This window comes from Streptomyces sp. NPDC037054 (genome assembly GCF_055606745.1).
This window is the reverse complement of the sequence record NZ_JBVJSJ010000001.1, coordinates 336202-361022: the sequence shown is the minus strand read 5'-3', so window position 1 is coordinate 361022 and position 24821 is coordinate 336202. Positions and strand designations below refer to the sequence as shown.

The window sequence follows — 24821 nt, the reverse complement described above, 5'->3', positions numbered from 1 at the left end:
GCGGACAGGGCCGCCCGCACCGCACCGCACGAAAGCGAGCCAGGACCGTGTCCGCAGTCTCCGACCGCCTCCCCACCTTCCCCTGGGACAAGCTGGCCCCGTACAAGCAGACGGCCGCCGCGCACCCGGGCGGCATCGTCGACCTGTCCGTCGGCACGCCGGTCGACCCGGTGCCCGACCTGATTCAGAAAGCGCTGACGGACGCGGCGGACTCCCCGGGCTACCCGACCGTGTGGGGCACCCCTGAGCTGCGTGACGCGATCACCGGCTGGGTGGAGCGCCGCCTGGGCGCCCGGGACGTCACCCACCGCCACGTCCTGCCCGTGGTCGGCTCCAAGGAACTCGTCGCCTGGCTCCCGACCCAGCTGGGCCTCGGCCCCGGCGACCGCGTGGCGTTCCCGCGCCTGGCCTACCCGACGTACGAGGTCGGCGCCCGGCTCGCGCGCGCCGAGTACGAGGCGTACGACGACCCGACCGCGCTGGACCCGGCCGGCCTGAAGCTGCTCTGGCTGAACTCCCCGTCCAACCCGACGGGCAAGGTCCTCGCCAAGGACGAGCTGGCCCGGATCGTGGCCTGGGCCCGCGAGCACGGCGTGCTGGTCCTCTCCGACGAGTGCTACCTGGAGCTGGGCTGGGAGGCCGACCCGGTCTCGGTCCTGCACCCGGACGTCAACGGCGGTTCCTACGACGGCATCGTCGCCGTGCACTCCCTGTCCAAGCGCTCCAACCTCGCCGGCTACCGCGCCGCCTTCCTCGCCGGTGACCCGGCCGTCCTCGGCCCGCTGCTGGAGATCCGCAAGCACGGCGGCATGATGACGTCGGCGCCGACGCAGGCGGCCACGGTCGCGGCCCTGGGCGACGACGCGCACGTCCGCGAGCAGCGCGAGCGCTACGCGGCCCGCCGGGCGGTGCTGCGCGAGGCGCTGCTGGAGCACGGCTTCCGCATCGAGCACAGCGAGGCGAGCCTCTACCTGTGGGCCACGCGGGACGAGTCCTGCTGGGACACGGTGGCCCACCTGGCGGGGCTCGGCATCCTGGTCGCGCCCGGCGACTTCTACGGCCCGGCGGGCGAGCGGTTCGTCCGCGTGGCCCTGACGGCGACGGACGAGCGCGTCCGGGCGGCGGCGGAGCGCCTGACGTCCGCGTAGGCGCGCGCCCGCACACACGCGAGCGGCGGGGCCCAGGAGGGGAATCCTGGGCCCCGCCGCTCTGTGCGTGCCGGGCGGGCGGGCAGCCGGTCGGCCGGGCCGCCGGACAGCCGGACAGCCGGACAGCCGGACAGCCGGGTCAGCCGGGTCAGCCGAGGGGCAGGCCCTTGGTGGGCAGCTGGTCGGTCGGCAGGCCACCGGTCGGCAGCTGGTCGGTCGGCAGGCCGCCCTTCGTCACCGTGCCGGCCGTCTCGCCGACGAGGTCACCGGCGGAGCCGGCCACGTCACCGGCCGCCTTCTGCGCGACCGGGGTGGCCTTCTTGACGGCCTTGCCGCCGGTCTTGCCCGCGACGGGCACGGCCTTCTCGACCGTCTTGCCGCCGGTCTTCCCGGCCGTCTTGGTGACCTGCTGCGTCGCGCCGTCGACGGTCGCGGCGGCGTTCGCCCCGTCCAGGGCGGTGAGCCCGCCGAGGTTCGGGGTGGCGGGCAGCTCGGGGGCGGCGCTCGCGGAGCCGGCCGCGCCGACCCCGGCGGCCGCTCCTGCGGCGACGAGCAGCGCGGCACGGGCGATCCGGCGGGTCAGGGGGAGGGACATGATGCTCCTTCGACGGGAGAGAACGATGAAGTGTCGCCCCGGGCCCGGCAGTTGACCGACTGGGTGTTGATCGTCCGGGCCCGGACGCAGTGACTACCGCTCGAATCCCGCGAAGGTTGCGGCGCCCCGACGTAAAGAGTTGGTAATGCGTCGCATAATCGCCTGCGGAGAAAAACGGGCAAACCCCGTCCGGTGTGAAAGTCCGCCGAATCCTTACAGCCCTTGATTTGCAAGGCTTTTCGCGGATGCACGGGTGACGGGACGAAAACCTGCGCCCCACCGCTCACGGCGGTGGGGCGCATAACCCTCGCGAGTGACGACTCGTACTACCGCGCGGTCACGATGCGGACCGTGCCGACGCCCTTGTCCGAGCCCTCCGCGCCCTCCGGCGCGTTCGGGGCCGCCGCGCCCCGGTCGGCGACCGGCCGCCACTGGCTCTGCGTGTGCCCCGCGGTCCACTCCCGGCCCGCGTACGTCACCCGCTGGATGCGCAGCGCCGAGGCGTTGGCCACCGCCCAGTGCGCCAGCTGCCAGCCGCGCCGCCCGGTGCTCCGCTCCCCGTCCGCGCCCGGCTCGGGGGTCACCGGCAGCACCACCGTGCGGTCGCCGGAGCCGCCGCCCGCCCGGCCGCCCGGGGACGCCGTGGCCGTCGGCGCGGGCGTCGCGCCCGCGTCGCCGACCTCGGCGCCCGCCGGCTGCAGCGCGTCCCGCCCGAAGTCGCGCACCAGCGCCTCGCGCACCGCCTCCGCGCCCGCCTCCCGGGTGGCGCCCGGCCGTCCCTCGCAGGTCAGCGTGGCCGCCGAGCGTCCCGTGAGGGCGGCGGCGAGCAGCGTCGCGTCCGGCTCGTGCTTGGCGTACGCCTGCGGGAAACCGCTGCGCTGCACGCGCTGCGCGGCGACCGTCAGCGGCAGCCGCGTGTAGCCGGGCACCTTCACCAGGTGGTCGTAGAACATGGCCGAGGCGTACGTCGGGTCCATGATCTCGGCCGGGGTGCCCCAGCCCTGCGAGGGCCGCTGCTGGAACAGGCCGAGGGAGTCCCGGTCGCCGTGGTCGATGTTGCGCAGGGCGGACTCCTGGAGCGCGGTGGCGAGCGCGATCGTCACGGCCCGCTCCGGCAGGCCCCGCGCCGTGCCCACGGCGGTGATCGTCGCCGCGTTCACGGCCTGCTCCGGCGAGAACTCGTACGTCGCCCCGTCGCCCTTGGCGGAGACGACCTTGCAGCCCGGCCCGCTCCTGTTCCCGGTGACGTACTGCACGGCGAGGTAGCCGGCGAGCGCGAGCAGGACCACGAAGGCCGCCCCGAATCGGAAGAGGCGGCCGCGACGCTTGGGAGAAGAGGGGGGCGGCTCTGGCACGCGTACAAGGTACTGGAGGCGCACGCCCGTACGGACCCAGGTGTGGACAGCGCCACAGCGCCCCGGACGGACAGCGCCACGGCGGCCCGGGCGGACACCGTCGCAGCGGCCCGGGCGACGGTGCCACGGCGGCCCGACGGTCCGGTGCGGCCGAGGCGCGAAAGCCCGGGGACGTTAGGGTCGGGGCCATGGCCGACACCCCGCTTGACCTCACCCTGGACGCCGCGGAGCTCACCGCCCGGCTCGTCGACTTCCCCTCCGAGAGCGGCACCGAGAAGCCCCTCGCGGACGCGATCGAGAGCGCCCTGCGCGCCCTGCCGCACCTGACGGTCGACCGGTACGGCAACAACGTGGTGGCCCGCACCGACCTGGGGCGGCCCGAGCGGGTGATCCTCGCCGGGCACATCGACACCGTGCCGATCGCCGGCAACGTCCCCTCGCGCCTCGACGAGGACGGCGTGCTGTGGGGCTGCGGCACCTGCGACATGAAGGCGGGCGTCGCGGTCCAGCTGCGCATCGCGGCGACCGTCCCGGCGCCCAACCGCGACCTGACGTTCGTGTTCTACGACAACGAGGAGGTCGCCGCCGAGCTCAACGGGCTCAAGCATGTCGCCGAGGCGCACCCCGACTGGCTGGAGGGCGACTTCGCGGTGCTGCTGGAGCCGTCCGACGGGCAGGTCGAGGGCGGCTGCCAGGGCACCCTGCGGGTCCTGCTGAAGACCAAGGGCGAGCGGGCGCACTCGGCGCGCGGCTGGATGGGCTCCAACGCCATCCACGCGGCGGCGCCGATCCTCGCGAAGCTCGCCGCCTACGAGCCGCGCCACCCGGTCATCGACGGCCTGGAGTACCGCGAGGGCCTGAACGCGGTCGGCATCACCGGCGGCGTCGCGGGCAACGTCATCCCGGACGAGTGCGTCGTGACCGTCAACTTCCGGTACGCGCCCGACCGTTCGGAGGAAGAGGCGCTGGCCCACGTCCGCGAGGTGTTCGCCGACTGCGGCGTCGAGGAGTTCGTCGTCGACGACCACAGCGGCGCCGCCCTGCCCGGCCTGTCCCACCCCGCGGCGGCGGCCTTCATCGAGGCCGTCGGCGGCACGCCGATGCCCAAGTACGGCTGGACCGACGTGTCCCGGTTCTCCGCGCTCGGCGTCCCCGCCGTCAACTACGGCCCCGGCAACCCGCACTTGGCCCACAAGCGGGACGAACGGGTGGAAACCGCGAAGATCCTTGCGGGCGAGGAGCGGCTGCGGTCCTGGCTGACCGCGTGACGCGCGAGCTCCGCAACAGACAGGGCCGGTTTACGGCGCTTCACGGGCGGACATGCGGAGGTCCCTCGGCTGTAACCCCTGTGGATCTACGCTGAGGCCGAACGACATGCCGACGGAGGGAGCGCACATGGCTACCGGAAACCCCGAGGGGAAGAGGAAGCCGCCCGGGGAGCAGCGCCTGGGACCGGTCCTCCGGAGGCGGGACCAGGTACAGGCGAGCACCACCGACCAGCGGCTGCTGGACGCGGGCGGCCCGACCGACTGGGTGCACACCGACCCCTGGCGGGTGCTGCGCATCCAGTCGGAGTTCATCGAGGGCTTCGGCACGCTCGCCGAACTCCCGCCCGCGATCAGCGTCTTCGGCTCCGCCCGCACCCCGGCCGGCACGCCGGAGTACGAGGCCGGCGTCCGGCTCGGCAGCGGCCTGGTCGAGGCCGGGTTCGCCGTCATCACCGGCGGCGGCCCCGGCGCCATGGAGGCCGCCAACAAGGGCGCCTGCGACGCGGGCGGCATCTCGGTCGGCCTCGGCATCGAGCTGCCCTTCGAGCAGGGACTCAACCCGTACGTCGACATCGGCCTCAACTTCCGCTACTTCTTCGTGCGGAAGATGATGTTCGTCAAGTACGCGCAGGGCTTCGTCGTCCTGCCCGGCGGCCTCGGCACCCTCGACGAACTCTTCGAGGCCCTGACCCTGGTCCAGACCCAGAAGGTCACCCGCTTCCCGATCGTCCTGTTCGGCAGCGAGTACTGGGGCGGCCTGGTCGACTGGCTCAGGAACACGGTGATCGCCCAGGGCAAGGCCGCCGAGAAGGACCTGATGCTGTTCCACGTCACGGACGACGTGGACGAGGCCGTCGCCCTGGTCTCCAAGGAAGCCGGGCGCTGAGACCGATCCGCTACGCCAGACCCCGGCGGGCCACCGCCGGGGGACGGTGACCGGCGATCGACGCCACCATGTCCAGCACCTGCCGGGTCTCGGCGACCTCGTGCACCCGGTACACCCGCGCGCCGAGCCACGCCGAGACCGCGGTCGTCGCCAGCGTCCCGAGCACCCGCTCCTTCACGGGCCGGTCCAGCGTCTCCCCGACGAAGTCCTTGTTCGACAGCGACACCAGCACGGGCCAGCCCGTGGCGACCATCTCGTCCAGGCGCCGCGTCGCCTCCAGGCTGTGCCGCGTGTTCTTCCCGAAGTCGTGCCCCGGGTCGATCAGCACCGACTCCCGCGGCACGCCCAGCGCCACCGCCCGCTCGGCCAGACCGACTGTCACCCGCAGGATGTCCGCCATCACGTCGTCGTACGTCACCCGGTGCGGGCGCGTGCGCGGCTCGGCGCCGCCCGCGTGCGTGCAGACCAGGCCCACCCGGTACCGCGCCGCGACCTCCGCGAGCTTCGGGTCGACCCCGCCCCACGCGTCGTTCAGCAGGTCGGCGCCCGCCTCGCACACGGCCTCGCCGACCTCGTGGCGCCAGGTGTCCACGCTGATCACGACGTCCGGGAAGCGCCGCCGCACCTCCGCCACGAAACCGACCGTGCGCCGCGCCTCCTCCTCGGCGGTGACCTCCTCGCCGGGCCCGGCCTTCACACCGCCGATGTCGATGATCGCGGCCCCTTCGGCCACGGCCTGCTCCACGCGCGCGAGGGCCGGCTCGTCGCGGAAGGTGGCGCCCTGGTCGTAGAAGGAGTCCGGGGTCCGGTTCACGATCGCCATGATCACCGGCTCGTGCGGGTCGAATTCGCGCCTGCCCAGCCTGAGCATCCCCTGTGACCTCTCCCTGTACGTCCCGCTCCACGGTCGCCCGCGGCCCTGAGTGTCAGAGTCGCATGGCACGATCGGAGCCTGACACATCCGCATCCGATCCATCCGACGTGGGGGCCCCAGCGATGGTGATGTTCTTGTTCCTGGTCGTGGCGCTCGCCGTCGTGGTCAGCGGGGTGACCCTCGCCGTGGTCGGCGGCGGCGACCGCGCCCCGCTGCCCGACGCCCCGCCCGAGCGGCTCGAGGACCAGCTCCCGCCGGACCGGCCGCTCGGCCGCGCCGACGTGGAGCGCCTGCGCTTCCCGCTCGCCGTGCGCGGCTACCGCATGTCGGACGTGGACGACGCCCTCGGCCGCCTCGGCGCCGAACTCGCCGAGCGGGACGCCCGCATCGCCGACCTGGAGTCCGCGCTGGCCGGCGCCCGGGCCGCCGCCCACCGGGCCGCCCCGGACGAGCCCGCGCCGGAGGACGAGCAGTGAGCGCCGCCCTCGCCGGTCCCGACGGCGCCCCGCGCTGCCCGTGGGCGCTGTCCACCGAGGACTACGTGACGTACCACGACGAGGAGTGGGGCCGCCCGGTTCACGGCGACGACGCCCTGTTCGAGCGGCTCAGCCTGGAGGCCTTCCAGTCCGGCCTGTCCTGGATCACCATCCTGCGCCGCCGCCCCGGCTTCCGCGCCGCCTTCGCCGGCTTCGACATCGCCGAGGTCGCCGCCTTCACGGACGACGACCGCGCGCGCCTCCTGGCCGACCCGGGCATCATCCGCAACCGCGCCAAGATCGACGCCACGCTCGCCAACGCGCGCGTGCTGGCCGACTGGGCCCCGGGCGACCTGGACGACCTCATCTGGTCCCACGCCCCCGGGGCCGGCCGCCCGGCCCCGAAGACCCTCGCGGACGTCCCGGCGATCACCCCGGAGTCGACGGCCCTGTCCAAGGCCCTGAAGAAGCGGGGCCTGCGCTTCGTGGGCCCGACGACGGCGTACGCGCTGATGCAGGCGTGCGGGCTGGTGGACGACCACCTGGAGACGTGCGTGGCACGCGGCCCCGGCCCGTCCGGCGCCTGAGCACCGGGCACCGCGTCCCACCGGCCCGCACGGAAGACGTCGACGCCCCCGCGCGCGACCCTCACCGGCCCAGATACGCGGGCTTCTCCTTGTTGACGAACGCCCGCACCGCGATCGCGTGGTCCTCGGAGGCCCCGGCCCGCGTCTGGAGCTCGTCCTCCTTCTCCAGCGCCTCCTCCAGCGAATGCGTCAGCCCGTACGCCACCGACTCCTTCAGTGCCGCGTAGGCGACCGTCGGCCCCGCGGCCAGCGCCCGCGCCACCTTCTCCGCCTCCGCCCGCAGCTCCGCGGCCGGCACGACCCGGTTCGCGATGCCCAGTTCGTACGCCTCCTGCGCGCCGATGTTGCGCGGGAACAGCAGCAGGTCGGCGGCCCGGCCCGGCCCGACGACCCGCGGCAGCGTCCACGAGATGCCGGAGTCGGCGGTCAGCGCCACCCCCGCGAAGGAGGTGTTGAACGCGGCCGTGTCCGCCACCAGCCGGTAGTCGGCCGCCAGCGCGAAACCGAAGCCCGCCCCGGCCGCGACGCCGTTCACCGCGGCCACCACCGGCTTCGCGGCCCCGGCCAGCGCCCGCACGATCGGGTTGTAGTGCTCCCGCACCGTGCTCATCGTCTGCCCCGAGCCGGACTCCCGGTCCGAGGCCAGCAGCCCGATGTGCTCCTTGAGGTCCTGACCGACGCAGAACGCCCGCTCACCGGCGGCCGTCAGCAGCACGGCCCGTACGGCGTCGTCGTCGGCGGCGGACCTCGCCGCGTCCCGCAGGGCGACCTTGGCCTCGACGTTCAGCGCGTTCATCGCCTCGGGGCGGTTCAGCGTGATCGTCGCGAGCCCGTCGCTCACCTCGTAGAGCACGGTGTCGGCCATGGCGTATCCCCTCCGTGTGGCGGTTGTCTGCTGGACAGCATGGCGGAGATCCACGACGGCGGAACGGACCGGCCGTGTGAGCTGCGTCAAAGAATTCCGGGCGGTTTCCGTTCGGCGGATGTGTGTACGGGCGCGCAGTATCGCAGTCACACCGCCGAATTGAGTGGTTTTGCTCGCGTGCGTTGCCCAAGCGATGCCGACCGATGTTGGTCATCGGGTCCTGCCATGCGGGATAATGGCTGGGAAGCAATGTGTTCGATGCCGGTGTCGCGCGCGTGCCAGTTCCGGACCGTGCGTGCCCTTCAGGGGGCCGTCGGCTTTGACGATGAGCTGGTTTCAGGAAGGGGAACGAGCATGGCGGCCATGAAGCCGCGGACGGGTGACGGCCCGCTCGAGGTGACCAAGGAGGGGCGGGGCATCGTCATGCGCGTTCCGCTCGAAGGCGGCGGTCGGCTCGTCGTCGAGCTGACCCCGGACGAGGCCGACGCGCTCGGCGACGCTCTCAAGAAGGTCGTCGGCTGACGCGCGAGCGACCATACCCTTTCAGTGGCCCCGGCACCGTACGTGGTGCCGGGGCTGTTGTTTTCCCGGGATTCCCGGAATTCCGGGGGCATTGACGGTCAGCGTTTGACCGCGCACAGCAGCCCGTCGCCGACCGGCAGCACCGACGGCACGAGTTCCTGGCTCTCGCGTACGGTGCGCAGCAGCTCGCGCAGCCGCAGCACCTCGGTCGGCTGCGGGCCCGAGTCCACGGTCCGGCCGTTGGCGAAGACGCCCTCGAAGACGACCAGTCCACCGGATCGCAGCAGACGCAACGATTCAGCGAGATAGTCGGGATACTCCAGCCGGTCGCCGTCGCAGAAGACCAGGTCGTACCCGGCGTCCGCGAGCCGCGGCAGCACGTCGAGGGCCCCGCCGGGGATGAACCGGGCGCGGTTGCTGGCGAACCCCGCGGCCCGGAACGCCTGGCGCGCGAACTGCTGGTGCTCCGGCTCCGGGTCGACCGTGGTGAGGACCCCGTCCGGCCGCATGCCGTGCAGCAGGTGGATCCCGGAGACGCCGCACCCCGTCCCGATCTCGGCGACGGCCTTCGCGTCCACGGCGGCGGCGAGCAACCGCAGCGCGGAGCCCGTGCTGGGCGACACCGAGCGCAGCCCTGCCTCACGGGCCCGGTCGCGGGCCCAGTGCAGCGCGTCGTCCTCGGCGACAAAGGCGTCGGCGAACGCCCAGCTCGTCTGCCGGTTGCCGGTAATGACCCTCTCCTGTCCCCGTGGTTGCCTCGGCGTGACTGTATCCGTTGGCGCCGGGAACCCGCAGATGGGACCGGTCGTTAAAAGGGATGAGCAAGGGGCGGACGCCGTGACGGGGGGTGGCGGGTGGACCGGGACGCCGAGCAAGTGCTGACGCAGCCGTACGAGCCGTGTCAGCCCAGATCAATTTCTCGTAAAACCGCTTATCCGGAGCTAACGGGCGAGGTGGCTATGGTAGGGGCTCCACTGGACACCACCAGAGCCGACAGGGGAGGTGCGGCTGCGCCTGTGGATCGGAGAGGAGCGCTGCGGCGCTTCCTCGGATCGGCGGGCAGGCCGAAATCCGTGAACGACACCGCTGACCACAGCCACGCCGCCGGCCACCCGCAGACCGCGACGTTCTCGACCGACGCGGACGGCTCGGCGTGGACTCCGCCCACGTGGGAGGAGATCGTCAGCACGCACAGTGGTCGGGTCTACCGCCTCGCCTACCGCCTCACCGGCAACCAGCACGACGCCGAGGACCTCACCCAGGAGGTCTTCGTCCGCGTCTTCCGCTCCCTGTCGACGTACACGCCGGGGACGTTCGAGGGCTGGCTGCACCGCATCACCACGAACCTCTTCCTGGACATGGTCCGCCGCAAGCAGCGCATCCGTTTCGACGCGCTCGGCGAGGACGCGGCCGAGCGGCTGGCCAGCCGGGAACCCACCCCGCAGCAGATCTTCAACGACGCCCACTTCGACGCGGACGTCCAGCAGGCCCTCGACACGCTCGCCCCCGAGTTCCGTGCCGCGGTCGTGCTCTGCGACATCGAAGGACTGTCGTACGAGGAGATCGCCGCGACCCTCGGCGTCAAGCTCGGCACGGTCCGCTCCCGGATCCACCGCGGGCGCTCCCAGCTGCGCAAGGCCCTCGCGCACCGGTCTCCGGAGGCGCGGGCCGAGCGCCGCACCTTCGCGGCCCGCGTGCCGGCACTGGGAGGAGGGGGCGCGAGCGCGTGAGCGGGTCACGGCCGAAACCTGTCGAGGGACACCTCGCAGAGCAGCATTTGGGAGACCGACTCGCCGCCCTGGTGGACGGTGAACTCGGTCATGACGCGCGCGAGCGCGTACTGGCGCACGTCGCCACCTGCCCGAAGTGCAAGGCGGAGGTGGACGAGCAGCGCCGGCTGAAGAACGTCTTCGCGGAGACGGCCCCGCCGCCGCCCTCGGAGAGCCTGCTGGCCCGCCTCCAGGGGCTGCCCGGCGGGGACCCGGACGGCGGTTCCACCCGCCTGGGCGACGGCTTCGGCGGTCTGCCCGGCCGACTGGGCACGTCCGGCGCCTTCGGCGTGAAGCGGGACGACGGCTTCCCGTTCGGCTACGCGCCCGCCAGGTCCCACGCCGCGGTGCTGCCGTCCGCCCCCGGCCGCGGCTTCCGCATCCACGACGTCGGCCGCCACGACACCGACCGGCCGTCCTCGCGCGGACTGCGGCTGGCGTTCGTCGCCGCCGGGGCCGTGTCGCTGGCCGCGATCGCCCTCGGCGGGGTCACCACCGGCACCACCGCCGACACGTCGGAGTCGCGCGCCGGCTCCGGCAGCAACGTCACTCCACTGCGTCCCCAGGGCGCGGGAGCCGCGGCCACCCCCGACTCACAGCGCCGCCGCACCGCCGGTCCCGTGTCGGTCCAGGGCGGCCAGCAGGCGATCGGCGGGACTCAGGCCGCCCCGACCGCGGTGTCCGCGCCGCTGCTGCCCGGCCTGCCGTCCCCGGCCACGGCACGGCACTACGCGACCCCGCCCGGCACGCCGTCGGACCCGACCGCCGTGTCCCCGCTCATACGCCCGCTGACCGCCACGCCGCCGGTCTCCCTGACCTCGTGGTCCACGCCCCCCGGTCTGCTCACCGCACCCGTCCCCGAGGCCACCCCGGTCCCCACGCCGACGCCGTCCTTCCGCAACCTTCCGTAACGGGCGCGTCGTCCGGCCCGCGAACCTGATTGAATCCGGGGTGGGCCGCGCCCCCGCCAGGGTGCCGGGCGCGGAGTCGACGAACTGCGGCCACCGCCGACGTGCCGTGCCGCGGGCAGCGTGGGGAGAGCATGAACGAGGGGAAGCCCACACAGGGCCCTGCCGGGCAGCCGGTGGCGACGGGGAGCGCACCGGGACAGCCGGACGTACCAGGACCACGGGAACACGGTGAATCGGGCGGCCCGGCGACACCGCCCGACGCGCCCGCCGACACGGCGACCGACAGCGACGGCGACTACGAGCTTGAGCGCCCGGCCGGCACCGGCGCGGAGGCCGCCTCCGGCGCGGCGGATGTCCCGGCCGGCGGCACTGAGACGGCACCTGCCGTTGCCGCCCCGGCCGCGGGAGCGCTCGCCACCGGCGCTCGTCCGGCTGGGGCTTCCGGGGCGCCCGGCGCCGCTGCCGGGGGTGATGCCGAGACGGTCTCCGCCGATTCCGCCGACGCCACGCGGGCGCTCGCCGCTGTCGCTTCTCCGGCCGGCGCGGTCGAGAAGTCCGCCGCCGCGCGGGCCACCGAGTCGCCCGGCGCTTCCGCTTCTCCGGCCGGGTCCACCGAGTCGTCCGCCGGGGCCACCGGCGCGCTATCGGCTTCCCCCGCCGCTGGTCTTGCCGACGCCGAGTCGTCCGCCGGGGCCGCCGGTGGGCTGTCCGCTTCTCCTGCCGCTGGTCTTGCGGACGCCGAGCCGTCCGCTGGTCTTGCGGACGCCGAGTTGTCCGCTGGCTCCGCCGGTGGGCTGTCCGCTTCTCCCGCCGCTGGTCTTGCCGACGCCGAGTCGTCCGCCGGGGCCGCCGGTGCGCCATCCGCTTCCCCCGCCGAGGGTCTCGCCCTCGCCGGGCCGTCCGCCTCGGCTTCCGTCGCCGTTTCCCCCGTGGCCGACGTCGCGACCACCGTCGCCGGGACTCCCGGTGGTGATCGGCCCAAGCCGTTGCACGACCCCGATCCCTACAGCACCCCGCCGTACGGTGAGCCGGGGCCCTGGGCGCCCGCGCCGCCCGTTCAGCACCCGGCGACGACCCCGGCGCACGGCACGGCCGTCGTGGCGCCGCCTGTCGCGCCCGTGCCGCCCGGCCAGGTCCCCGCCGTCGGTCCGGTGCAGCCGGGGCCTCACCCGGCGCCCGCCGTCGCCGCTCCCGCGCCTCACGCGTCGCCTCTGGCCCCGCAGCCCCACGCCTCCGCCTCCCCGGCGCCCGTGCCCGTCCCGGCCGCCGATGCCCACGCCCCGGCGTCCCCAGAGGGCGCCCCCGACCCCTGGCGGCGTTACGACCCCTGGGCCGCGTCGGCCGCGTCGGCCGCGTCCACCGGTGCCGGGGTGTTGCAGCAGACCGGCGCAGCCGTGCCGAGCACCGAGCAGCGGCGCAGGCGCGGGCGCAAGCTGCTGCTCGTAGGCATCCTGCTGATCGCCGTCGTCTCCGGCGGCGTCGGCGGTGTCGTGGGCGCGTACCTCGAGCGCAACGGCGGCGTCGGCGGCGTGGAGCTGCCGCAGGCCGGCAAGGAGAGCTCCGGGCGGGCGCCCGACAGCGTGGCCGGGATCGCCGCCCGCGCCCTGCCCGGCGTCGTCACGCTGCACGTCAGCGGCAAGGACGAGCAGGGCACCGGCACCGGCTTCGTCCTCGACGACCGCGGTCACATCCTCACCAACAACCACGTCGTCGAGCCCGCCGGCTCCGACGGCGAGATAACGGTGACGTTCCACAGCGGAGACACCGCCACGGCGAAGCTCGTGGGCCGGGACGGCGGCTACGACCTCGCCGTCGTGCGGGTGACCGGCGTCAAGAACCTCACCCCCATGCCCCTCGGCAACTCGGACAACGTCCGCGTCGGCGACCCCGTCGTCGCCATCGGCGCGCCCTTCGACCTGGCCGGCACGGTCACCTCCGGCATCATCAGCGCCAAGCAGCGCCCCATCACGGCGGGCGGCGAGAAGGGCGACGGCAGCGACATCTCGTACGTGGACGCCCTCCAGACCGATGCGCCCATCAACCCGGGCAACTCCGGCGGCCCGCTGCTCGACGCCCGCGGCCGGGTCATCGGCATCAACTCCGCCATCCGCTCCGCCGACAGCGGCGCCGACCCGGAGGGCGGCCAGTCCGGCTCGATAGGCCTCGGCTTCGCCATCCCGATCAACCAGGGCAAGCGCGTCGCCGAGGAACTGATCAACACCGGCAGGGCGACCCACCCCGTCATCGGCATCACCCTCGACATGGGCTACGGCGGCGACGGAGCCCGCGTCGGCACCAAGGGCAACGACGGCGGCCCCTCGGTCACCCCGGGCGGCCCCGGCGCCAAGGCAGGGATCAAGCCGGGCGACGTCATCACCGAGGTCGACGGCCAACGCGTCCACTCCGGTGAGGAACTGATCGTCAAGACCCGCGCCCACCGCCCCGGCGACCGCCTCGAACTGACCATGGAGCGCGACGGCGAGGAGCGGACGATCTCCCTCGTCCTCGGATCCTCGCAGGGCGACTGAGGTGGCCGTAACGGGATGGTTCCGGTGAACCGTGCGAAAACCGATCGCATACACGCACCCGGACGTCACGGGACGGTACCGGTGGGGCGGGATCGGCGGGTACCGTGGATCCGGCCCGGACCACGGAAGACCCGCACAGACCACCGAGGGCCGAGGACCGAGGACATCGCAAGGAGCTTCAGGTGTTCAATGACATAGGCGCGCTCGAGCTGGTGACGATCGTCGTCCTCGCCGTGCTGGTCTTCGGTCCGGACAAGCTCCCGAAGGTCATCCAGGACGTCATGCGGACGATCCGGAAGGTCCGCGAGTTCTCGGAGAGCGCCAAGCAGGACATCCGGCAGGAGCTCGGCCCCGAGTTCAAGGACTTCGAGTTCGAGGACCTCAACCCCAAGACGTTCATCCGCAAGCAGCTGGACAACGACGAACTGGGGCTCAAGGAGATCCGCAACGGCTTCGACCTGAAGAAGGAGATGGCCGAGGTCACGGACGCGGTCAACGGCCGCGACACGGACTCCGCCGCCGCCCCCGCGCCCTCGGCCGGCCGCGTCGACATGGCCAAGAAGCCCGAGGAGCCGCGGCGCGACGAGCGCCCGCCCTTCGACGCGGACGCCACCTGAGCCGTACGGGGGAGCGGTTCACCCCCGCCCGCACGTGACGCGTCTCATACGCGGCAGCTCCCGCAGGGGCCCCCTCCTGCCCTTTCGTGTCGTGCGCCCGGCGCGCGGCCGTCGCGCGGATGACCCGCGCGCCGGGCGATTTCCCGGGAGTGCGCACGGGTGTGGATATGCTGCCGAGTTGTTGTGCGGACCGGACGAGTACGCCCGAAGGGGGGCGGGCCGGTCGGTCCGAACTAGAGCGAGGAGGCGTCCGGCACATGGAGACGACGAGTAGGGGAGTCGCGCAGGCGCCGGCCGCGGAGGACGGACAACGGGCCGCCTCCGCCCGGCGCACGGTCGACGACTACCTGCGCGCGAGCTTCCCGTGGTACGGCCTCGACGAGGCGTTCACCGGGCCGCGCTGGCTGATGCAGGTCGGTGCCGCCGCCGACGGCGCCGTGGAGCACGGTTCGATCGGGCACGGCGACGAGCCCTCCGTGCGCAACGAGCACATGGCCGGGGGTGACCAGGACGCCAAGGAGAAGTTCGCGGTCGTCGTCACCGTCGCCGCCAACCCCGTACGGCGCAGCCCGGACGGCACGGGCGTGCTGGAGGCCACCTCGGTGTCCTCCGCGGCCTGGCTCGCGGGCGTCGGGCTGCTCACCTGCACCTGGCCCGGTCAGGTCGACCACACCCTGCGGGACGACTGGCTGGAGCAGCAGACCGAGACGGCCTGGGCCCTCGCGGACGACCTGGCGGGACCGGAGTGGTCGACGCTGTCGCTGCCCGTGGACGGCGTGCCGACGCAGTTCCACTACCGCGAGTCCGAGTTCGGGTGGGTGCTGGCCGGCTCCACCGGCGCCGGGGTCCACGTGGGCGCGTACGGGCGCGGCATGAGCGCGTACGGGCTGGGCTTCGCCGCGGTCAAGGACGTCGCGCTGTACGCGTGACGCCGCTTCGAGCACGACGAGGGGGCGCCGGTGCACACCGGCGCCCCCTCGTCGCTCGACGGGAACCTGTCCCGCTTCTAGAACTTGTTCTTCGGGGTGAGCCCCAGCGACAGACCCGACAGGCCCCGCTGCCGACCGCCCAGCTTGCCGGCGATCGCGCGCAGGGCCTCGCCCGCCGGGGAGTCCGGGTCGCTCAGGACCACGGGCTTGCCCTCGTCGCCGCCCTCGCGGAGGCGGACGTCGATGGGGATGTTGCCGAGGACCGGGACGTTCGTGCCGGTCGTGCGGGTCAGGCCGTCGGCGACGATCTGACCGCCGCCCGTGCCGAACACGTCGACCATCTCGCCGCAGTGCGGGCAGGGCAGACCCGACATGTTCTCGACGACGCCCACGATCTTCTGGTGGGTCTGCACGGCGATCGAACCGGCCCGCTCCGCCACCTCGGCCGCCGCCTGCTGAGGCGTCGTCACCACGAGGATCTCGGCGTTCGGCACCAACTGGGCCACGGAGATGGCGATGTCGCCCGTGCCGGGCGGCAGGTCGAGCAGCAGCACGTCCAGGTCGCCCCAGTACACGTCCGCCAGGAACTGCTGGAGCGCGCGGTGCAGCATCGGGCCGCGCCACACGACCGGCGCGTTGCCCGGGGTGAACATGCCGATCGAGATGACCTTCACGCCGTGCGCGGACGGCGGCATGATCATGTTCTCGACCTGGGTGGGACGCCCGTCGGCGCCCAGCATGCGCGGCACGCTGTGGCCGTAGATGTCGGCGTCGACCACGCCGACCTTCAGGCCGTCGGCCGCCATCGCCGCCGCCAGGTTCACCGTCACCGACGACTTGCCGACGCCGCCCTTGCCGGACGCGACCGCGTACACGCGGGTCAGGCTGCCCGGCTTGGCGAAGGGCACCTCGCGCTCGGTCCCGCCGCCGCGCAGGGCGTTCGCCAGCTCCTTGCGCTGCTCGTCGCTCATGACGTCGAGCGTGACGTCGACGCGGGTGACTCCCTCGACCCGCGAGACCGCCTCGGTCACCCGCTGAGTGATGGTGTCCCGCATGGGGCAGCCGGAGACCGTCAGGTACACGGTGACCGCGACCGCCCCGTCCGCGCCGATCTCCACCGACTTGACCATCCCGAGCTCCGTGATGGGCCGGTTGATCTCGGGGTCGTTCACCGTCGCCAGTGCTTCACGCACCGCGTCTTCCGTAGCCATAGGTCGATGGTACGGGGCACGGTACCGGACCTGGATAGCCCGGTCACCGGTCGTCTATGTCACGCCGCCGTGGGTGACCCGCCGGGAATACGCCCCGGTCGTGGTGGCCGTTGCTCCGCTCCTCCAGCTCCTTCATCACGTCGTGGAGCTCGGAGCGGATCCAGTCCCGGGTCGCGACCTCGCCCAGACCGATGCGCAGCGCGGCGATCTCCCGGGTCAGGTACTCGGTGTCGGCGATCGACCGCTCGTTCTGCTTGCGGTCCTGCTCCAGGTTGACCCGGTCGCGGTCGTCCTGCCGGTTCTGCGCGAGCAGGATCAGCGGGGCCGCGTAGGAGGCCTGCAGCGACAGCATCAGCGTCAGGAAGATGAACGGGTACTCGTCGAACCGCAGGTCCCGCGGCGCGGCCACGTTCCACACCACCCACAGGATGATGACGATCGTCATCCAGACGATGAACCGTCCCGTGCCCAGGAACCGCGCGATCCGCTCCGACAGCCGCCCGAAGGCGTCCGGGTCCCACTCGGGCAGGATCCGGCGGCGCGGCGGACGGGGCTGGTCCAGGCGGGCCCGGGGCCGCCCGGCCGCGGTGGCGCCGACCGGGGTGCGCTCGCGGACGCCGTCACGCTCAGGAGGCATCCGCACCGGCCTCCTCGTCCAGGTGGAACTCCGTCTCGCGCCAGTCGTCCGGCAGCATGTGGTCCAGCACGTCGTCCACGGTGACCGCGCCCAGCAGCGCCCCGGCCTCGTCCACGACGGGGGCCGCCACCATGTCGTACGCGGCGAAGAACCCGGCGACGACCGGCAGCGCGGCGTCGGGCGCCAGCGGCTGGAGGTCGTCGTCGATGATCGAGCTGACCAGCGTGTACGGCGGGTCGCGCAGCAGGCGCTGGAAGTGGACGGTGCCCAGGTACTTGCCGGTCGGGGTCTCGTCGGGCGGCCGGCAGACGTACACCTGGGCGGCGAGCGCCGGGGACAGGTCGGCGTTGCGGACCCGGGCGAGGGCGTCGGCGACGGTGGCGTCCGGGCGCAGCACGATCGGCTCGGTGGTCATCAGACCGCCCGCGGTGCGCTCCTCGTACGACATCAGGCGCCGCATGTCGGCCGCGTCGCCGGGCTGCATGAGGCTCAGCAGCCGCTCCTGCTCCTCGACCGGCAGCTCGCCCAGCAGGTCGGCCGCGTCGTCCGGGTCCATGGCCTCCAGGACGTCGGCGGCGCGTTCCTCCTGGAGCTTGCCGAGGATCTCGATCTGGTCGTCCTCCGGCAGCTCCTCCAGCACGTCGGCCAGCCGGTCGTCGTCGAGGGCGGCGGCGACCTCGGCGCGGCGCTTGGCGGAGAGGTGGTGCAGCACGTTCGCGAGGTCGGCGGGGCGCAGCTGCTCGAACGTGGCGAGGAGGCTCTCGGCGCCCTGTCCGTGCTCCTCCAGGGAGAACCCGGTGACGGCGGACCACTCGACGGTCAGCGCCTCGCCCTTGCCGCGCCGGAAGGCGCCCGCCTTCTTGCCCTTGCGGACGAAGACCCGGTCGATCTCCCACTCCCGCCGGGCCGGGAGCTGCTGCACCGACAGGTCGAGAACGGTGACCTCCTCGCCGGTCTCGACGAGCGTGACCCGCCGGTCGAGCAGCTCCCCGAACACCAGGCGTTCGGTGGCCCGCTGCTCGAAGCGCCGGACGTTGAGCACGCCGGTGGTGATGACCTGGCCGGACTGGATGGCGGTCACGCGGGTCATGGGCAGGAAGATGCGGCGGCGGGTGGCGAGTTCGACGACCAGGCCGAGCAGCCTCGGGGGCCGCCGCCCGACGCGCAGCATGACGACGAGGTCGCGCACGCGGCCCACCTGGTCGCCGGTCGGGTCGAAGACGGCGATCCCGGCGAGGTGCGAGACGAAGATCCGGGGCGCGCCGGCTGCCATGTGCCGCGCCTCCTTTCCGTACGGCGCTGTGTCCGTACCGCCGTGAACCGCACGGTCCGTTCCGGTTGTCCGAACTGCCCGCCCGGTGGGGTTCAGGCTAGCCCGTACCGTTCGGATACGCCCTGGTGAGCGGTCCGGACGGACTGGCTCCGTGGGCCGCGCACGGCCCCGGTACCCTGCGGTACGCCGTGCCGCACGGACCGACCCGGACGTGTCGGTCCCGCCCGCCCCGTCAGCTCCGTCAGAAAGGCAGCCCCACCTGTGACTGCGATTCCCCAGAGCCGTAACCGCAGGGCCGCGCTGGTGGGCGCGATGTGCGCGCTGCTCGTCACGGGGACGGCGCTCACGGGGTGCGGCGAGGAGGACCCGAACGAGGGGACCAACGGGGTGGGCAGACTGTCGGCCGACAAGATCCAGGCCAAGACCCGGAAGGCCGCCGACGCCGCCGAGGCGGTACGTCTTCACGGGACTGTGGTCACCAGCGGACGCACGTACAAACTCGACATGCGCCTGAAGTCCGACGGCGGCACCGGCTCCGTCACCGGCAAGGGGATGACGTTCCAGCTGATGAGGACCGGCGAGGAGCTGTTCCTCAAGGCCGACGCCGGGTTCTGGAGCCACGCGGACGGCGAGGGCGACAGCGGCGGTTCCGACGCGGCGGCGGCCGAGAAGCTCAGCGGCAAGTACGTGAAGGTGCCGCAGGGCGACCCCTCCTACAAGAAGTTCAGCGGGTTCACCGACAAGGACCTGCTGCTGGACGGGCTGCTGACGCTGCACGGCAAGCTCGCCACGGACGGGCACCACGAGCAGGCCGGCGTCCGCACCATCCGCATCACCGGCGACAAGGGCGCGGGCGGCACGCTGGACGTGTCCCTGGAGGGCACGCCGTATCCGCTGCGCCTGGTCAGGGCGGGCAGCGCGGGCACGCTGAGCTTCTCGGACTGGGGCCAGGACTTCGACCTGAAGCAACCGGCGAAGGACGAAATCCTCGACTACGGCAGGCAGTTGCCCTCGTCGTAGCCGGGCGCGCGGCGCGGGGCCCCGGCGCGCACCCGGCGGGCTACTTCTTCCGGCGTCGCTTCAGCAGCAGCCGGGGCAGCCCGGCCGGGATCGGCTCCCGGGTCGTCGCGGGCGTCGGCAGCGGCGCCTCGGCCAGGGAGCCGTCGGGCAGCGGCGCGAGGTCCCCGGTCGGCTCCAGGCGCACGACGCGGCACTCGCGGGCCCAGCGGTCCGGCATGGCCTCCCCGTCGGGGGCGTTCAGCCGCTTGCCCTTGAGCTCGGCGACCGCCGCCTGCCACGCCTCGGAGCCGGACGGCAGCTCGGTGACGCGGGCCGACCAGGAGACGAGCCGGCCGCCCTTGTCCTTGCTGCGCACCGTGACCTCGGCCGAGGCGCCGTCGGTCAGTCCGGCGAGCGGCTGCTCCCCGGGGCCGTCGCCGACGACGCACGCCGCGCCCTCGTGCCACACGTGCCACAGCGCGCGGGCCGGGACGCCGGGCGCCGTGACCCAGATGAGGCCGGACTTCTTCGTGGCCTCCTCGACGAGGGCCCGGTCGAGCAGTTGCCTTGTCATGCGCCCAGCCTATCCAGGGCCGGTCAGAGCCAGCCGTTGCGCTTCAGCGTGCGGTGGATGCCCAGACAGATGGCGACCGTGATGCCCAGGACCAGCGGGTAGCCGTACTTCCAGCGCAGCTCGGGCATGTGGTCGAAGTTCATGCCGTACACGCCGCACACCATCGTCGGTACGGCGATGATCGCGGCCCACGAGGTGATCTTGCGCATGTCCTCGTTCTGGGCGACGGACGCCTGTGCCAGGTTGGCCTGGAGGATGGAGTTCAGCAATTCGTCGAAGCCGATGACCTGCTCCTGCACGCGGGCGAGGTGGTCGGCGACGTCCCGGAAGTACTTCTGGATGTCCGGGTCGATCAGCCGCATCGGCCGCTCGCTGAGCAGCTGCATGGGCCGCATCAGCGGAGACACGGCGCGCTTGAACTCCAGCACCTCGCGCTTGAGCTGGTAGATCCGCCCGGCGTCGGTGCCGCGCGGGGTGCCCTTGCGGCCCGGCGAGAACACCTCGGTCTCGACCTCGTCGATGTCGTCCTGCACGGCGTCGGCGACCGCGATGTAGCCGTCCACGACGTGGTCGGCGATGGCGTGCAGCACCGCCGAGGGGCCCTTCATCAGCAGCTCCGGGTCGTCCTGGAGCCGGTGCCGCAGCGCCCGCAGCGAGCCCTGCCCGCCGTGCCGGACGGTGATGAAGAAGTCCCGGCCGGTGAAGCACATCACCTCGCCGGTCTCGACGACCTCGCTGTTGGCGTCGAGCTGGTCGTGCTCGACGTAGTGGATCGTCTTGAAGACGGTGAACAGGGAGTCGTCGTAGCGCTCCAGCTTGGGCCGCTGGTGGGCCTGGACGGCGTCCTCCACGGCCAGCGGGTGCAGCCCGAACTCACCCGCGATACCGGCGAATTCCTCTTCGGTCGGCTCGTGCAGCCCGATCCAGACGAAACCTCCGTCGCGGCGCACCAGGCGCATCGCCTCGGGCGGGCTGAGCGGGGTCTCGGTCACGACGCGCCGGCCGTCGCGGTAGACGGCGCAGTCGACGACGGCGGACGGCGTCGCGGGGTCCCGGGTGGTGTCGTAGGTCCCGCCGTCCTTGCGCAGCGACACACGGGACGGACGGACCACGGCGCGCAGGTCGCGGATCATCGACATGAGCAGGCTCCTTCGCAGGCGGGCAACGAAAGGCGCCGACGACGGGTGGAACTGCCCGGAATGGGGACGTCCTGACTGCGGATGTTTGGCACGTCCACAAAGCGGGGAGCACCGCACCGTCGCGGTGGCGAGTTTCGCTACTGATTCAGGTACTGATGCAGATCAGACAGATCAGGCACAACGAAACGACGTGCTCTTCCGTGGGCACGAATGCGAGGTGGCACGTAGCCGGCTGAAGCGCAGAAACCGCGTCAGCGGTCGGAAGAGCGGGTAGTACTGCACGGTCGACTTCGATCCATGACAGCCCCACCTCCTCCGGCCGGTCCCTCTTGAGGGACGATCGCACTCCCTGGGAGTCTCATCGGCGTCGAGGGCTGGATCGCAACGCTTCTGCGTGCTGCCCCGACACCGGGCAAGAGTATCAGCCGACCGGCATGTCAAGGCGCCGCTTTGCCGTGCCCTGACGAGTTCTATGCTCGCCGCATGGCTGATGTTCTTCCTCTGGTCGAGGCCCGGTTGCGCACCGCGCTGGGTGAACCCGACGCGCGCGCGGCGGTCACGTTCCTCGGCACCGACCGCATCGAAGTGCTGCGTTTCACTGAGGGGGACGTCGTCCGGTACGCCTCGCTCGGCATGTCCGCGCATCCCATGACGGACCCCACGGCCGTGGTCGCCGACCCCGTCAAGGGACCCCGCGCCGAGCTGGTGCTGTCGGTGCGGGCCGGGATCGCCGACACCGACAAGGTGCTCCGCCCGCTCGCCGTGCTCGCCGCGTCCCCGCAGGTCGAGGGAGTCGTCGTGGCCCCCGGCGCCTCGCTCGACGTCGGTGAACCCCTGTGGCCCGGCGCCCCGTTCACCTCAGTGCTGGTCGCCGAGCCGGGCGGTCTGGTGGAGGACCTGGAGCTGGACGAGCCGCTCGACCCCGTGCGGTTCCTGCCGTTGCTGCCGATGACGCCCAACGAGGCCGCCTGGAAGCGCGTCCAGGGCGCCCAGGCCCTCCAGGAGCGCTGGCTCGCGCACAAGACGGACCTGCGCGATCCGGCCCGCAGGTCCGTCCCGCTCGACTGACGAGGCGTGAGGAAGCTCACCCAACGCCCCTGCGACGCCTGCCAGTTCGCGAACGGCCTCGGGCCGCTCGCGTGCCGTTCCCCGGCGTGGGTTTCCCCCGGCCGCGCGTGAGCGCTCCACGGCCAGAGAAGTTAGCCGCGTCAATTAATGCAGCGTGCACCTGGATGGCGTCGTGGGCCAGGTCGCGGCAGGCTCGTCCGGCACTCCAGCCCCCGGACGGGTGATCGTCCTTGACGTGGCGGGTGAGGGGTAGGACCGTGGGGCTCTATGAGGGGCGAACCCAGTTGCCCGAAGTGCGGTGGCCGGGTCAGGGCTCCCGGTCTCTTCGCCGATTCGTGGCAGTGCGATGTCCATGGCGCCGTGCACCCGCTGCAGCCGGTGATACCGCCCAGTGTCGACGCCCTCAACGTCGTCGTGCGCCGCGCGCGGGTCCCGGTGTGGATGCCGTGGCCGCTGCCGGTGGGCTGGCTGTTCACGGGCGTGGCCTGCGCCGGTGACGACCGCAGCGGCGGCCGGGCCACGGCGGTGGCGTGCACCGGCCCCGGTCCGCTCGGCGGCATGGGCGAGATGGTGCTGGTGGCCGAGGAACTCGGCGTCGGCCTCGGCGCGCGGTACGCCGGCATCGACGGCCCCGACCCGGGCCCCGGCATGAACGTCGAGAAGCCGGCCGAGGCCAAGGTGCTGGCCGCCGGACGTCCCACCCCGCTGTGGCACGTCTCCGGAACGCCGGCCGACCGTGCCGTCTTCGCCGGCGAGGCGCTCGGCATGTGGCTCTGGGCGGTCGTCTGGCCCGAGCAGTCGGGCCTGCTGATGTACGACGAGCTGGTCCTCGCCGACCTGCGCGAGGCCGGGGCCGAGGTGGAACTCGTGCCGTGCGGGGCGCTGTCGCCCCGGTTGCTGGAGCCCTGAGCGTCCGCCGAGCGGGCTCACGGGCGGATGTAGGGGGCGCTGGGCGTCTGCGGGTGTGACAGGGGTGCCCGGAAGTCCGGTTATCCTTTGAGCGTCCCCGTCCGTTCCGTCACCACCTGGAGTAAGCGTCGTGCGCATCGATCTGCACACCCACTCCACCGCTTCCGACGGCACGGACAGCCCCGCGGACCTGGTCCGCACGGCCGCCGCCGTGGGCTTGGACGTCGTCGCGCTGACCGACCACGACACCACCCGCGGGCACGCCGAGGCCGTCGCCGCGCTGCCCGAGGGGCTGACCCTCGTCACGGGCGCCGAGCTCTCCTGCCGCCTCGACGGCATCAGCATGCACATGCTGGCCTACCTCTTCGACCCCGAGGAGCCCGCCCTGCTCGCCGAGCGTGAGCTCGTCAGGGACGACCGGGTGCCGCGCGCCAAGGGCATGATCGCCAAGCTCAACGCGCTGGGCGTGCCCGTCACCTGGGAGCAAGTGTCCCGGATCGCCGGGGACGGCTCCGTCGGGCGGCCGCACGTCGCGTCCGCGCTCGTCGAGCTGGGTGTCGTACCGACCGTGGGCGACGCGTTCACGCCCGAGTGGCTGGCCGACGGCGGGCGCGCCTTCATGGAGAAGCACGAGACCGACCCCTTCGAGGCGATCCGGCTGATCAAGGGCGCGGGCGGAGTCGCCGTGTTCGCGCACCCGGCCGCCGCCAAGCGGGGCCGCACGGTGCCGGAGTCCGCGATCGCCGACATGGCCGCCGCCGGGCTCGACGGCATCGAGGTCGACCACATGGACCACGACGCGGACGCCCGCGCACGGCTGCGCGGCCTCGCCGCGGAGCTGGGCCTGCTGGTCACCGGGTCCAGCGACTACCACGGCAGCCGCAAGACCTGCGTCCTCGGCGAGTACACGACCGACCCCGAGGTGTACGGGGAGATCACGCGACGCGCGACCGGCGCGTTCCCGGTCCCGGGGACCGGCGGAGCCTGAGGCACCGCCCCGCGTCCTCGTTCCCGCTCACTTCCGGCAAGGCCCTTCCCTCATGTTCGACGTCGCTGTCTTCGGCTCACTCTTCTTGACCCTGTTTGTCATCATGGATCCCCCCGGGATCACCCCGATCTTCCTCGCGCTGACCGGCGGCCGGCCCGCCAGGACGCAGAAGCGGATGGCGTTCCAGGCCGTCTGCGTGGCGGCCGGCGTGATCACCGTCTTCGGTCTGCTCGGCCACCAGATCCTCGACTACCTGCACGTGTCCGTCCCGGCCCTGATGATCGCCGGCGGACTGCTGCTCCTGCTGATCGCGCTCGACCTGCTCACCGGCAAGACGGACGAGCCGAAGCAGACCAAGGACGTCAACGTCGCGCTCGTACCCCTCGGCATGCCGCTGCTGGCCGGGCCCGGCGCGATCGTGTCCGTCATCCTCGCCGTGCAGAAGGCCGACAGCGTCGCCACGCAGGTGTCGGTGTGGTCGGCGATCGTCGCCATCCACGTCGTGCTGTGGCTGGTGATGCGCTACTCGCTCGTGATCATCCGCGTCATCAAGGACGGCGGCGTGGTCCTGGTGACCCGGCTGGCGGGCATGATGCTGTCCGCGATCGCCGTGCAGCAGATCATCAACGGCGTCACCCAGGTGATCCGGACGTCCTGACCGGGCGCGCCGGGACGTCCTGACCGGGCGCGCCG

26 protein-coding genes are annotated in these 24821 nt (G+C 72.8%); 16 read left to right on the top strand and 10 right to left on the bottom strand.

Annotation, left to right across the window (positions count from 1 at the left end):
• Positions 1-47: 47 nt before the first annotated feature.
• Positions 48-1148 carry a bifunctional succinyldiaminopimelate transaminase/glutamate-prephenate aminotransferase gene (locus tag ACZ7D7_RS01630; protein WP_470821477.1) on the top strand — a complete coding sequence of 367 codons (1101 nt, stop codon included), beginning with the start codon at positions 48-50 and terminating at the stop codon, positions 1146-1148.
• Between the two features lie 148 nt (positions 1149-1296).
• On the opposite strand, the gene ACZ7D7_RS01625 is transcribed toward ACZ7D7_RS01630, so the two are convergent.
• Both ACZ7D7_RS01625 and ACZ7D7_RS01620 read right to left on the bottom strand, forming a co-directional pair.
• The gene (locus ACZ7D7_RS01625) at positions 1297-1743 is read right to left on the bottom strand and encodes an ATP-binding protein (RefSeq protein WP_470821476.1); all 447 of its coding nucleotides are present in this window, start codon (positions 1741-1743) and stop codon (positions 1297-1299) included.
• Positions 1744-2069: 326 nt separating this feature from the next.
• Positions 2070-3098, bottom strand: a complete 1029-nt coding sequence (locus ACZ7D7_RS01620; RefSeq protein WP_470821475.1) for a VldE C-terminal domain-containing protein — start codon at positions 3096-3098, stop codon at positions 2070-2072.
• A gap of 188 nt (positions 3099-3286) precedes the next feature.
• Between ACZ7D7_RS01620 and dapE the strand changes: the two genes are divergently transcribed.
• Both dapE and ACZ7D7_RS01610 read left to right on the top strand, forming a co-directional pair.
• A complete protein-coding gene (gene dapE, locus ACZ7D7_RS01615) occupies positions 3287-4366 on the top strand; it encodes a succinyl-diaminopimelate desuccinylase (RefSeq protein WP_470821474.1) in 1080 nt (359 codons plus the stop codon).
• 127 nt (positions 4367-4493) lie between these two features.
• Positions 4494-5252, top strand: coding sequence for an LOG family protein (locus ACZ7D7_RS01610; RefSeq protein ID WP_470821472.1), 759 nt, complete (start codon positions 4494-4496; stop codon positions 5250-5252).
• A gap of 10 nt (positions 5253-5262) precedes the next feature.
• On the opposite strand, the gene folP is transcribed toward ACZ7D7_RS01610, so the two are convergent.
• Complete coding sequence (gene folP / locus ACZ7D7_RS01605) at positions 5263-6123, bottom strand: dihydropteroate synthase (RefSeq protein WP_470821471.1); 861 nt, start codon at positions 6121-6123, stop codon at positions 5263-5265.
• A 125-nt stretch (positions 6124-6248) separates the two neighbouring features.
• Between folP and ACZ7D7_RS01600 the strand changes: the two genes are divergently transcribed.
• Together ACZ7D7_RS01600 and ACZ7D7_RS01595 are read left to right on the top strand one after the other, a co-directional pair.
• Complete coding sequence (locus ACZ7D7_RS01600; protein ID WP_470821470.1) at positions 6249-6602, top strand: DivIVA domain-containing protein; 354 nt, start codon at positions 6249-6251, stop codon at positions 6600-6602.
• Positions 6599-7189, top strand: coding sequence for a DNA-3-methyladenine glycosylase I (locus ACZ7D7_RS01595; RefSeq protein ID WP_470821469.1), 591 nt, complete (start codon positions 6599-6601; stop codon positions 7187-7189). Before ACZ7D7_RS01600 ends, ACZ7D7_RS01595 begins: the two co-directional genes overlap by 4 nt.
• A 61-nt stretch (positions 7190-7250) precedes the next feature.
• On the opposite strand, the gene chcB is transcribed toward ACZ7D7_RS01595, so the two are convergent.
• Positions 7251-8054: a 2-cyclohexenylcarbonyl CoA isomerase gene (chcB, locus tag ACZ7D7_RS01590; RefSeq protein WP_470821468.1), complete on the bottom strand. Its 804-nt coding sequence runs from the start codon at positions 8052-8054 to the stop codon at positions 7251-7253.
• 354 nt (positions 8055-8408) lie between these two features.
• Here chcB and ACZ7D7_RS01585 point away from each other — a divergent pair, with 354 nt between their 5' ends.
• Positions 8409-8576 (top strand): DUF3117 domain-containing protein, encoded by a 168-nt coding sequence (locus tag ACZ7D7_RS01585; RefSeq protein WP_003966491.1) that lies wholly within the window; start codon positions 8409-8411, stop codon positions 8574-8576.
• A 98-nt stretch (positions 8577-8674) separates the two neighbouring features.
• Here ACZ7D7_RS01585 and ACZ7D7_RS01580 read toward each other — a convergent pair whose 3' ends face one another.
• Entirely contained in the window at positions 8675-9373 is a 699-nt protein-coding gene (locus tag ACZ7D7_RS01580) for an O-methyltransferase (protein WP_470822416.1), read from the bottom strand.
• 162 nt (positions 9374-9535) lie between these two features.
• On the opposite strand from ACZ7D7_RS01580, the gene sigE reads away from it, so the two are divergent.
• The 5 genes from sigE (at position 9536) to ACZ7D7_RS01555 (ending at position 15330) form a co-directional block, all read left to right on the top strand.
• Positions 9536-10306: an RNA polymerase sigma factor SigE gene (gene sigE / locus ACZ7D7_RS01575; protein WP_470821467.1), complete on the top strand. Its 771-nt coding sequence runs from the start codon at positions 9536-9538 to the stop codon at positions 10304-10306.
• Positions 10303-11256, top strand: coding sequence for an anti-sigma factor family protein (locus tag ACZ7D7_RS01570; RefSeq protein WP_470821466.1), 954 nt, complete (start codon positions 10303-10305; stop codon positions 11254-11256). The genes sigE and ACZ7D7_RS01570 overlap by 4 nt, the downstream gene beginning before the upstream one ends.
• A gap of 770 nt (positions 11257-12026) precedes the next feature.
• On the top strand, positions 12027-13784 hold the full coding sequence (locus ACZ7D7_RS01565) for a S1C family serine protease (protein WP_470821465.1): 1758 nt from the start codon (positions 12027-12029) through the stop codon (positions 13782-13784).
• A 182-nt stretch (positions 13785-13966) separates the two neighbouring features.
• On the top strand, positions 13967-14401 hold the full coding sequence (locus tag ACZ7D7_RS01560; RefSeq protein WP_470821464.1) for a sec-independent translocase: 435 nt from the start codon (positions 13967-13969) through the stop codon (positions 14399-14401).
• 257 nt (positions 14402-14658) lie between these two features.
• The gene (locus ACZ7D7_RS01555; RefSeq protein WP_470821462.1) at positions 14659-15330 is read left to right on the top strand and encodes a hypothetical protein; all 672 of its coding nucleotides are present in this window, start codon (positions 14659-14661) and stop codon (positions 15328-15330) included.
• Between the two features lie 77 nt (positions 15331-15407).
• On the opposite strand, the gene ACZ7D7_RS01550 is transcribed toward ACZ7D7_RS01555, so the two are convergent.
• Genes ACZ7D7_RS01550 through ACZ7D7_RS01540 form a run of 3 tightly spaced genes read right to left on the bottom strand, consistent with a single transcriptional unit; the run spans position 15408 to position 18451 of the window.
• Positions 15408-16541 (bottom strand): Mrp/NBP35 family ATP-binding protein, encoded by a 1134-nt coding sequence (locus tag ACZ7D7_RS01550; RefSeq protein ID WP_470821461.1) that lies wholly within the window; start codon positions 16539-16541, stop codon positions 15408-15410.
• A 43-nt stretch (positions 16542-16584) separates the two neighbouring features.
• Positions 16585-17178 (bottom strand): DUF1003 domain-containing protein, encoded by a 594-nt coding sequence (locus ACZ7D7_RS01545; RefSeq protein ID WP_470821460.1) that lies wholly within the window; start codon positions 17176-17178, stop codon positions 16585-16587.
• Complete coding sequence (locus ACZ7D7_RS01540; RefSeq protein WP_470821459.1) at positions 17168-18451, bottom strand: magnesium transporter MgtE N-terminal domain-containing protein; 1284 nt, start codon at positions 18449-18451, stop codon at positions 17168-17170. The genes ACZ7D7_RS01545 and ACZ7D7_RS01540 overlap by 11 nt, the downstream gene beginning before the upstream one ends.
• A gap of 261 nt (positions 18452-18712) precedes the next feature.
• Between ACZ7D7_RS01540 and ACZ7D7_RS01535 the strand changes: the two genes are divergently transcribed.
• Positions 18713-19471: a hypothetical protein gene (locus ACZ7D7_RS01535; RefSeq protein ID WP_470821457.1), complete on the top strand. Its 759-nt coding sequence runs from the start codon at positions 18713-18715 to the stop codon at positions 19469-19471.
• Positions 19472-19511: 40 nt separating this feature from the next.
• Here ACZ7D7_RS01535 and ACZ7D7_RS01530 read toward each other — a convergent pair whose 3' ends face one another.
• Positions 19512-20024, bottom strand: a complete 513-nt coding sequence (locus ACZ7D7_RS01530) for a hypothetical protein (RefSeq protein ID WP_470821456.1) — start codon at positions 20022-20024, stop codon at positions 19512-19514.
• Positions 20025-20047: 23 nt separating this feature from the next.
• Complete coding sequence (locus ACZ7D7_RS01525) at positions 20048-21163, bottom strand: magnesium and cobalt transport protein CorA (RefSeq protein WP_470821455.1); 1116 nt, start codon at positions 21161-21163, stop codon at positions 20048-20050.
• Between the two features lie 483 nt (positions 21164-21646).
• Between ACZ7D7_RS01525 and ACZ7D7_RS01520 the strand changes: the two genes are divergently transcribed.
• The 4 genes from ACZ7D7_RS01520 (at position 21647) to ACZ7D7_RS01505 (ending at position 24786) form a co-directional block, all read left to right on the top strand.
• Positions 21647-22231 carry a suppressor of fused domain protein gene (locus tag ACZ7D7_RS01520; RefSeq protein ID WP_470821454.1) on the top strand — a complete coding sequence of 195 codons (585 nt, stop codon included), beginning with the start codon at positions 21647-21649 and terminating at the stop codon, positions 22229-22231.
• 267 nt (positions 22232-22498) lie between these two features.
• Positions 22499-23140 carry a DUF6758 family protein gene (locus ACZ7D7_RS01515; protein WP_470821453.1) on the top strand — a complete coding sequence of 214 codons (642 nt, stop codon included), beginning with the start codon at positions 22499-22501 and terminating at the stop codon, positions 23138-23140.
• A 130-nt stretch (positions 23141-23270) separates the two neighbouring features.
• The gene (locus ACZ7D7_RS01510) at positions 23271-24128 is read left to right on the top strand and encodes a PHP domain-containing protein (protein ID WP_470821452.1); all 858 of its coding nucleotides are present in this window, start codon (positions 23271-23273) and stop codon (positions 24126-24128) included.
• Positions 24129-24180: 52 nt separating this feature from the next.
• A complete protein-coding gene (locus tag ACZ7D7_RS01505) occupies positions 24181-24786 on the top strand; it encodes a MarC family protein (RefSeq protein ID WP_470821451.1) in 606 nt (201 codons plus the stop codon).
• The last annotated feature ends 35 nt before the right edge of the window (positions 24787-24821 follow it).

Excerpts from the sequence above, each read along its gene's own strand:
- ACZ7D7_RS01625 (WP_470821476.1), bottom strand. The coding sequence starts at position 1,743 with ATGTCCCTCCCCCTGACCCGCCGGATCGCCCGTGCCGCGCTGCTCGTC.
- dapE (WP_470821474.1), top strand. The coding sequence starts at position 3,287 with ATGGCCGACACCCCGCTTGACCTCACCCTGGACGCCGCGGAGCTCACC.
- ACZ7D7_RS01610 (WP_470821472.1), top strand. The coding sequence starts at position 4,494 with ATGGCTACCGGAAACCCCGAGGGGAAGAGGAAGCCGCCCGGGGAGCAG.
- folP (WP_470821471.1), bottom strand. The coding sequence starts at position 6,123 with ATGCTCAGGCTGGGCAGGCGCGAATTCGACCCGCACGAGCCGGTGATC.
- ACZ7D7_RS01600 (WP_470821470.1), top strand. The coding sequence starts at position 6,249 with ATGGTGATGTTCTTGTTCCTGGTCGTGGCGCTCGCCGTCGTGGTCAGC.
- chcB (WP_470821468.1), bottom strand. The coding sequence starts at position 8,054 with ATGGCCGACACCGTGCTCTACGAGGTGAGCGACGGGCTCGCGACGATC.
- ACZ7D7_RS01585 (WP_003966491.1), top strand. The coding sequence starts at position 8,409 with ATGGCGGCCATGAAGCCGCGGACGGGTGACGGCCCGCTCGAGGTGACC.
- sigE (WP_470821467.1), top strand. The coding sequence starts at position 9,536 with ATGGTAGGGGCTCCACTGGACACCACCAGAGCCGACAGGGGAGGTGCG.
- ACZ7D7_RS01555 (WP_470821462.1), top strand. The coding sequence starts at position 14,659 with ATGGAGACGACGAGTAGGGGAGTCGCGCAGGCGCCGGCCGCGGAGGAC.
- ACZ7D7_RS01550 (WP_470821461.1), bottom strand. The coding sequence starts at position 16,541 with ATGGCTACGGAAGACGCGGTGCGTGAAGCACTGGCGACGGTGAACGAC.
- ACZ7D7_RS01545 (WP_470821460.1), bottom strand. The coding sequence starts at position 17,178 with ATGCCTCCTGAGCGTGACGGCGTCCGCGAGCGCACCCCGGTCGGCGCC.
- ACZ7D7_RS01540 (WP_470821459.1), bottom strand. The coding sequence starts at position 18,451 with ATGGCAGCCGGCGCGCCCCGGATCTTCGTCTCGCACCTCGCCGGGATC.
- ACZ7D7_RS01530 (WP_470821456.1), bottom strand. The coding sequence starts at position 20,024 with ATGACAAGGCAACTGCTCGACCGGGCCCTCGTCGAGGAGGCCACGAAG.
- ACZ7D7_RS01525 (WP_470821455.1), bottom strand. The coding sequence starts at position 21,163 with ATGTCGATGATCCGCGACCTGCGCGCCGTGGTCCGTCCGTCCCGTGTG.
- ACZ7D7_RS01520 (WP_470821454.1), top strand. The coding sequence starts at position 21,647 with ATGGCTGATGTTCTTCCTCTGGTCGAGGCCCGGTTGCGCACCGCGCTG.
- ACZ7D7_RS01515 (WP_470821453.1), top strand. The coding sequence starts at position 22,499 with ATGAGGGGCGAACCCAGTTGCCCGAAGTGCGGTGGCCGGGTCAGGGCT.
- ACZ7D7_RS01505 (WP_470821451.1), top strand. The coding sequence starts at position 24,181 with ATGTTCGACGTCGCTGTCTTCGGCTCACTCTTCTTGACCCTGTTTGTC.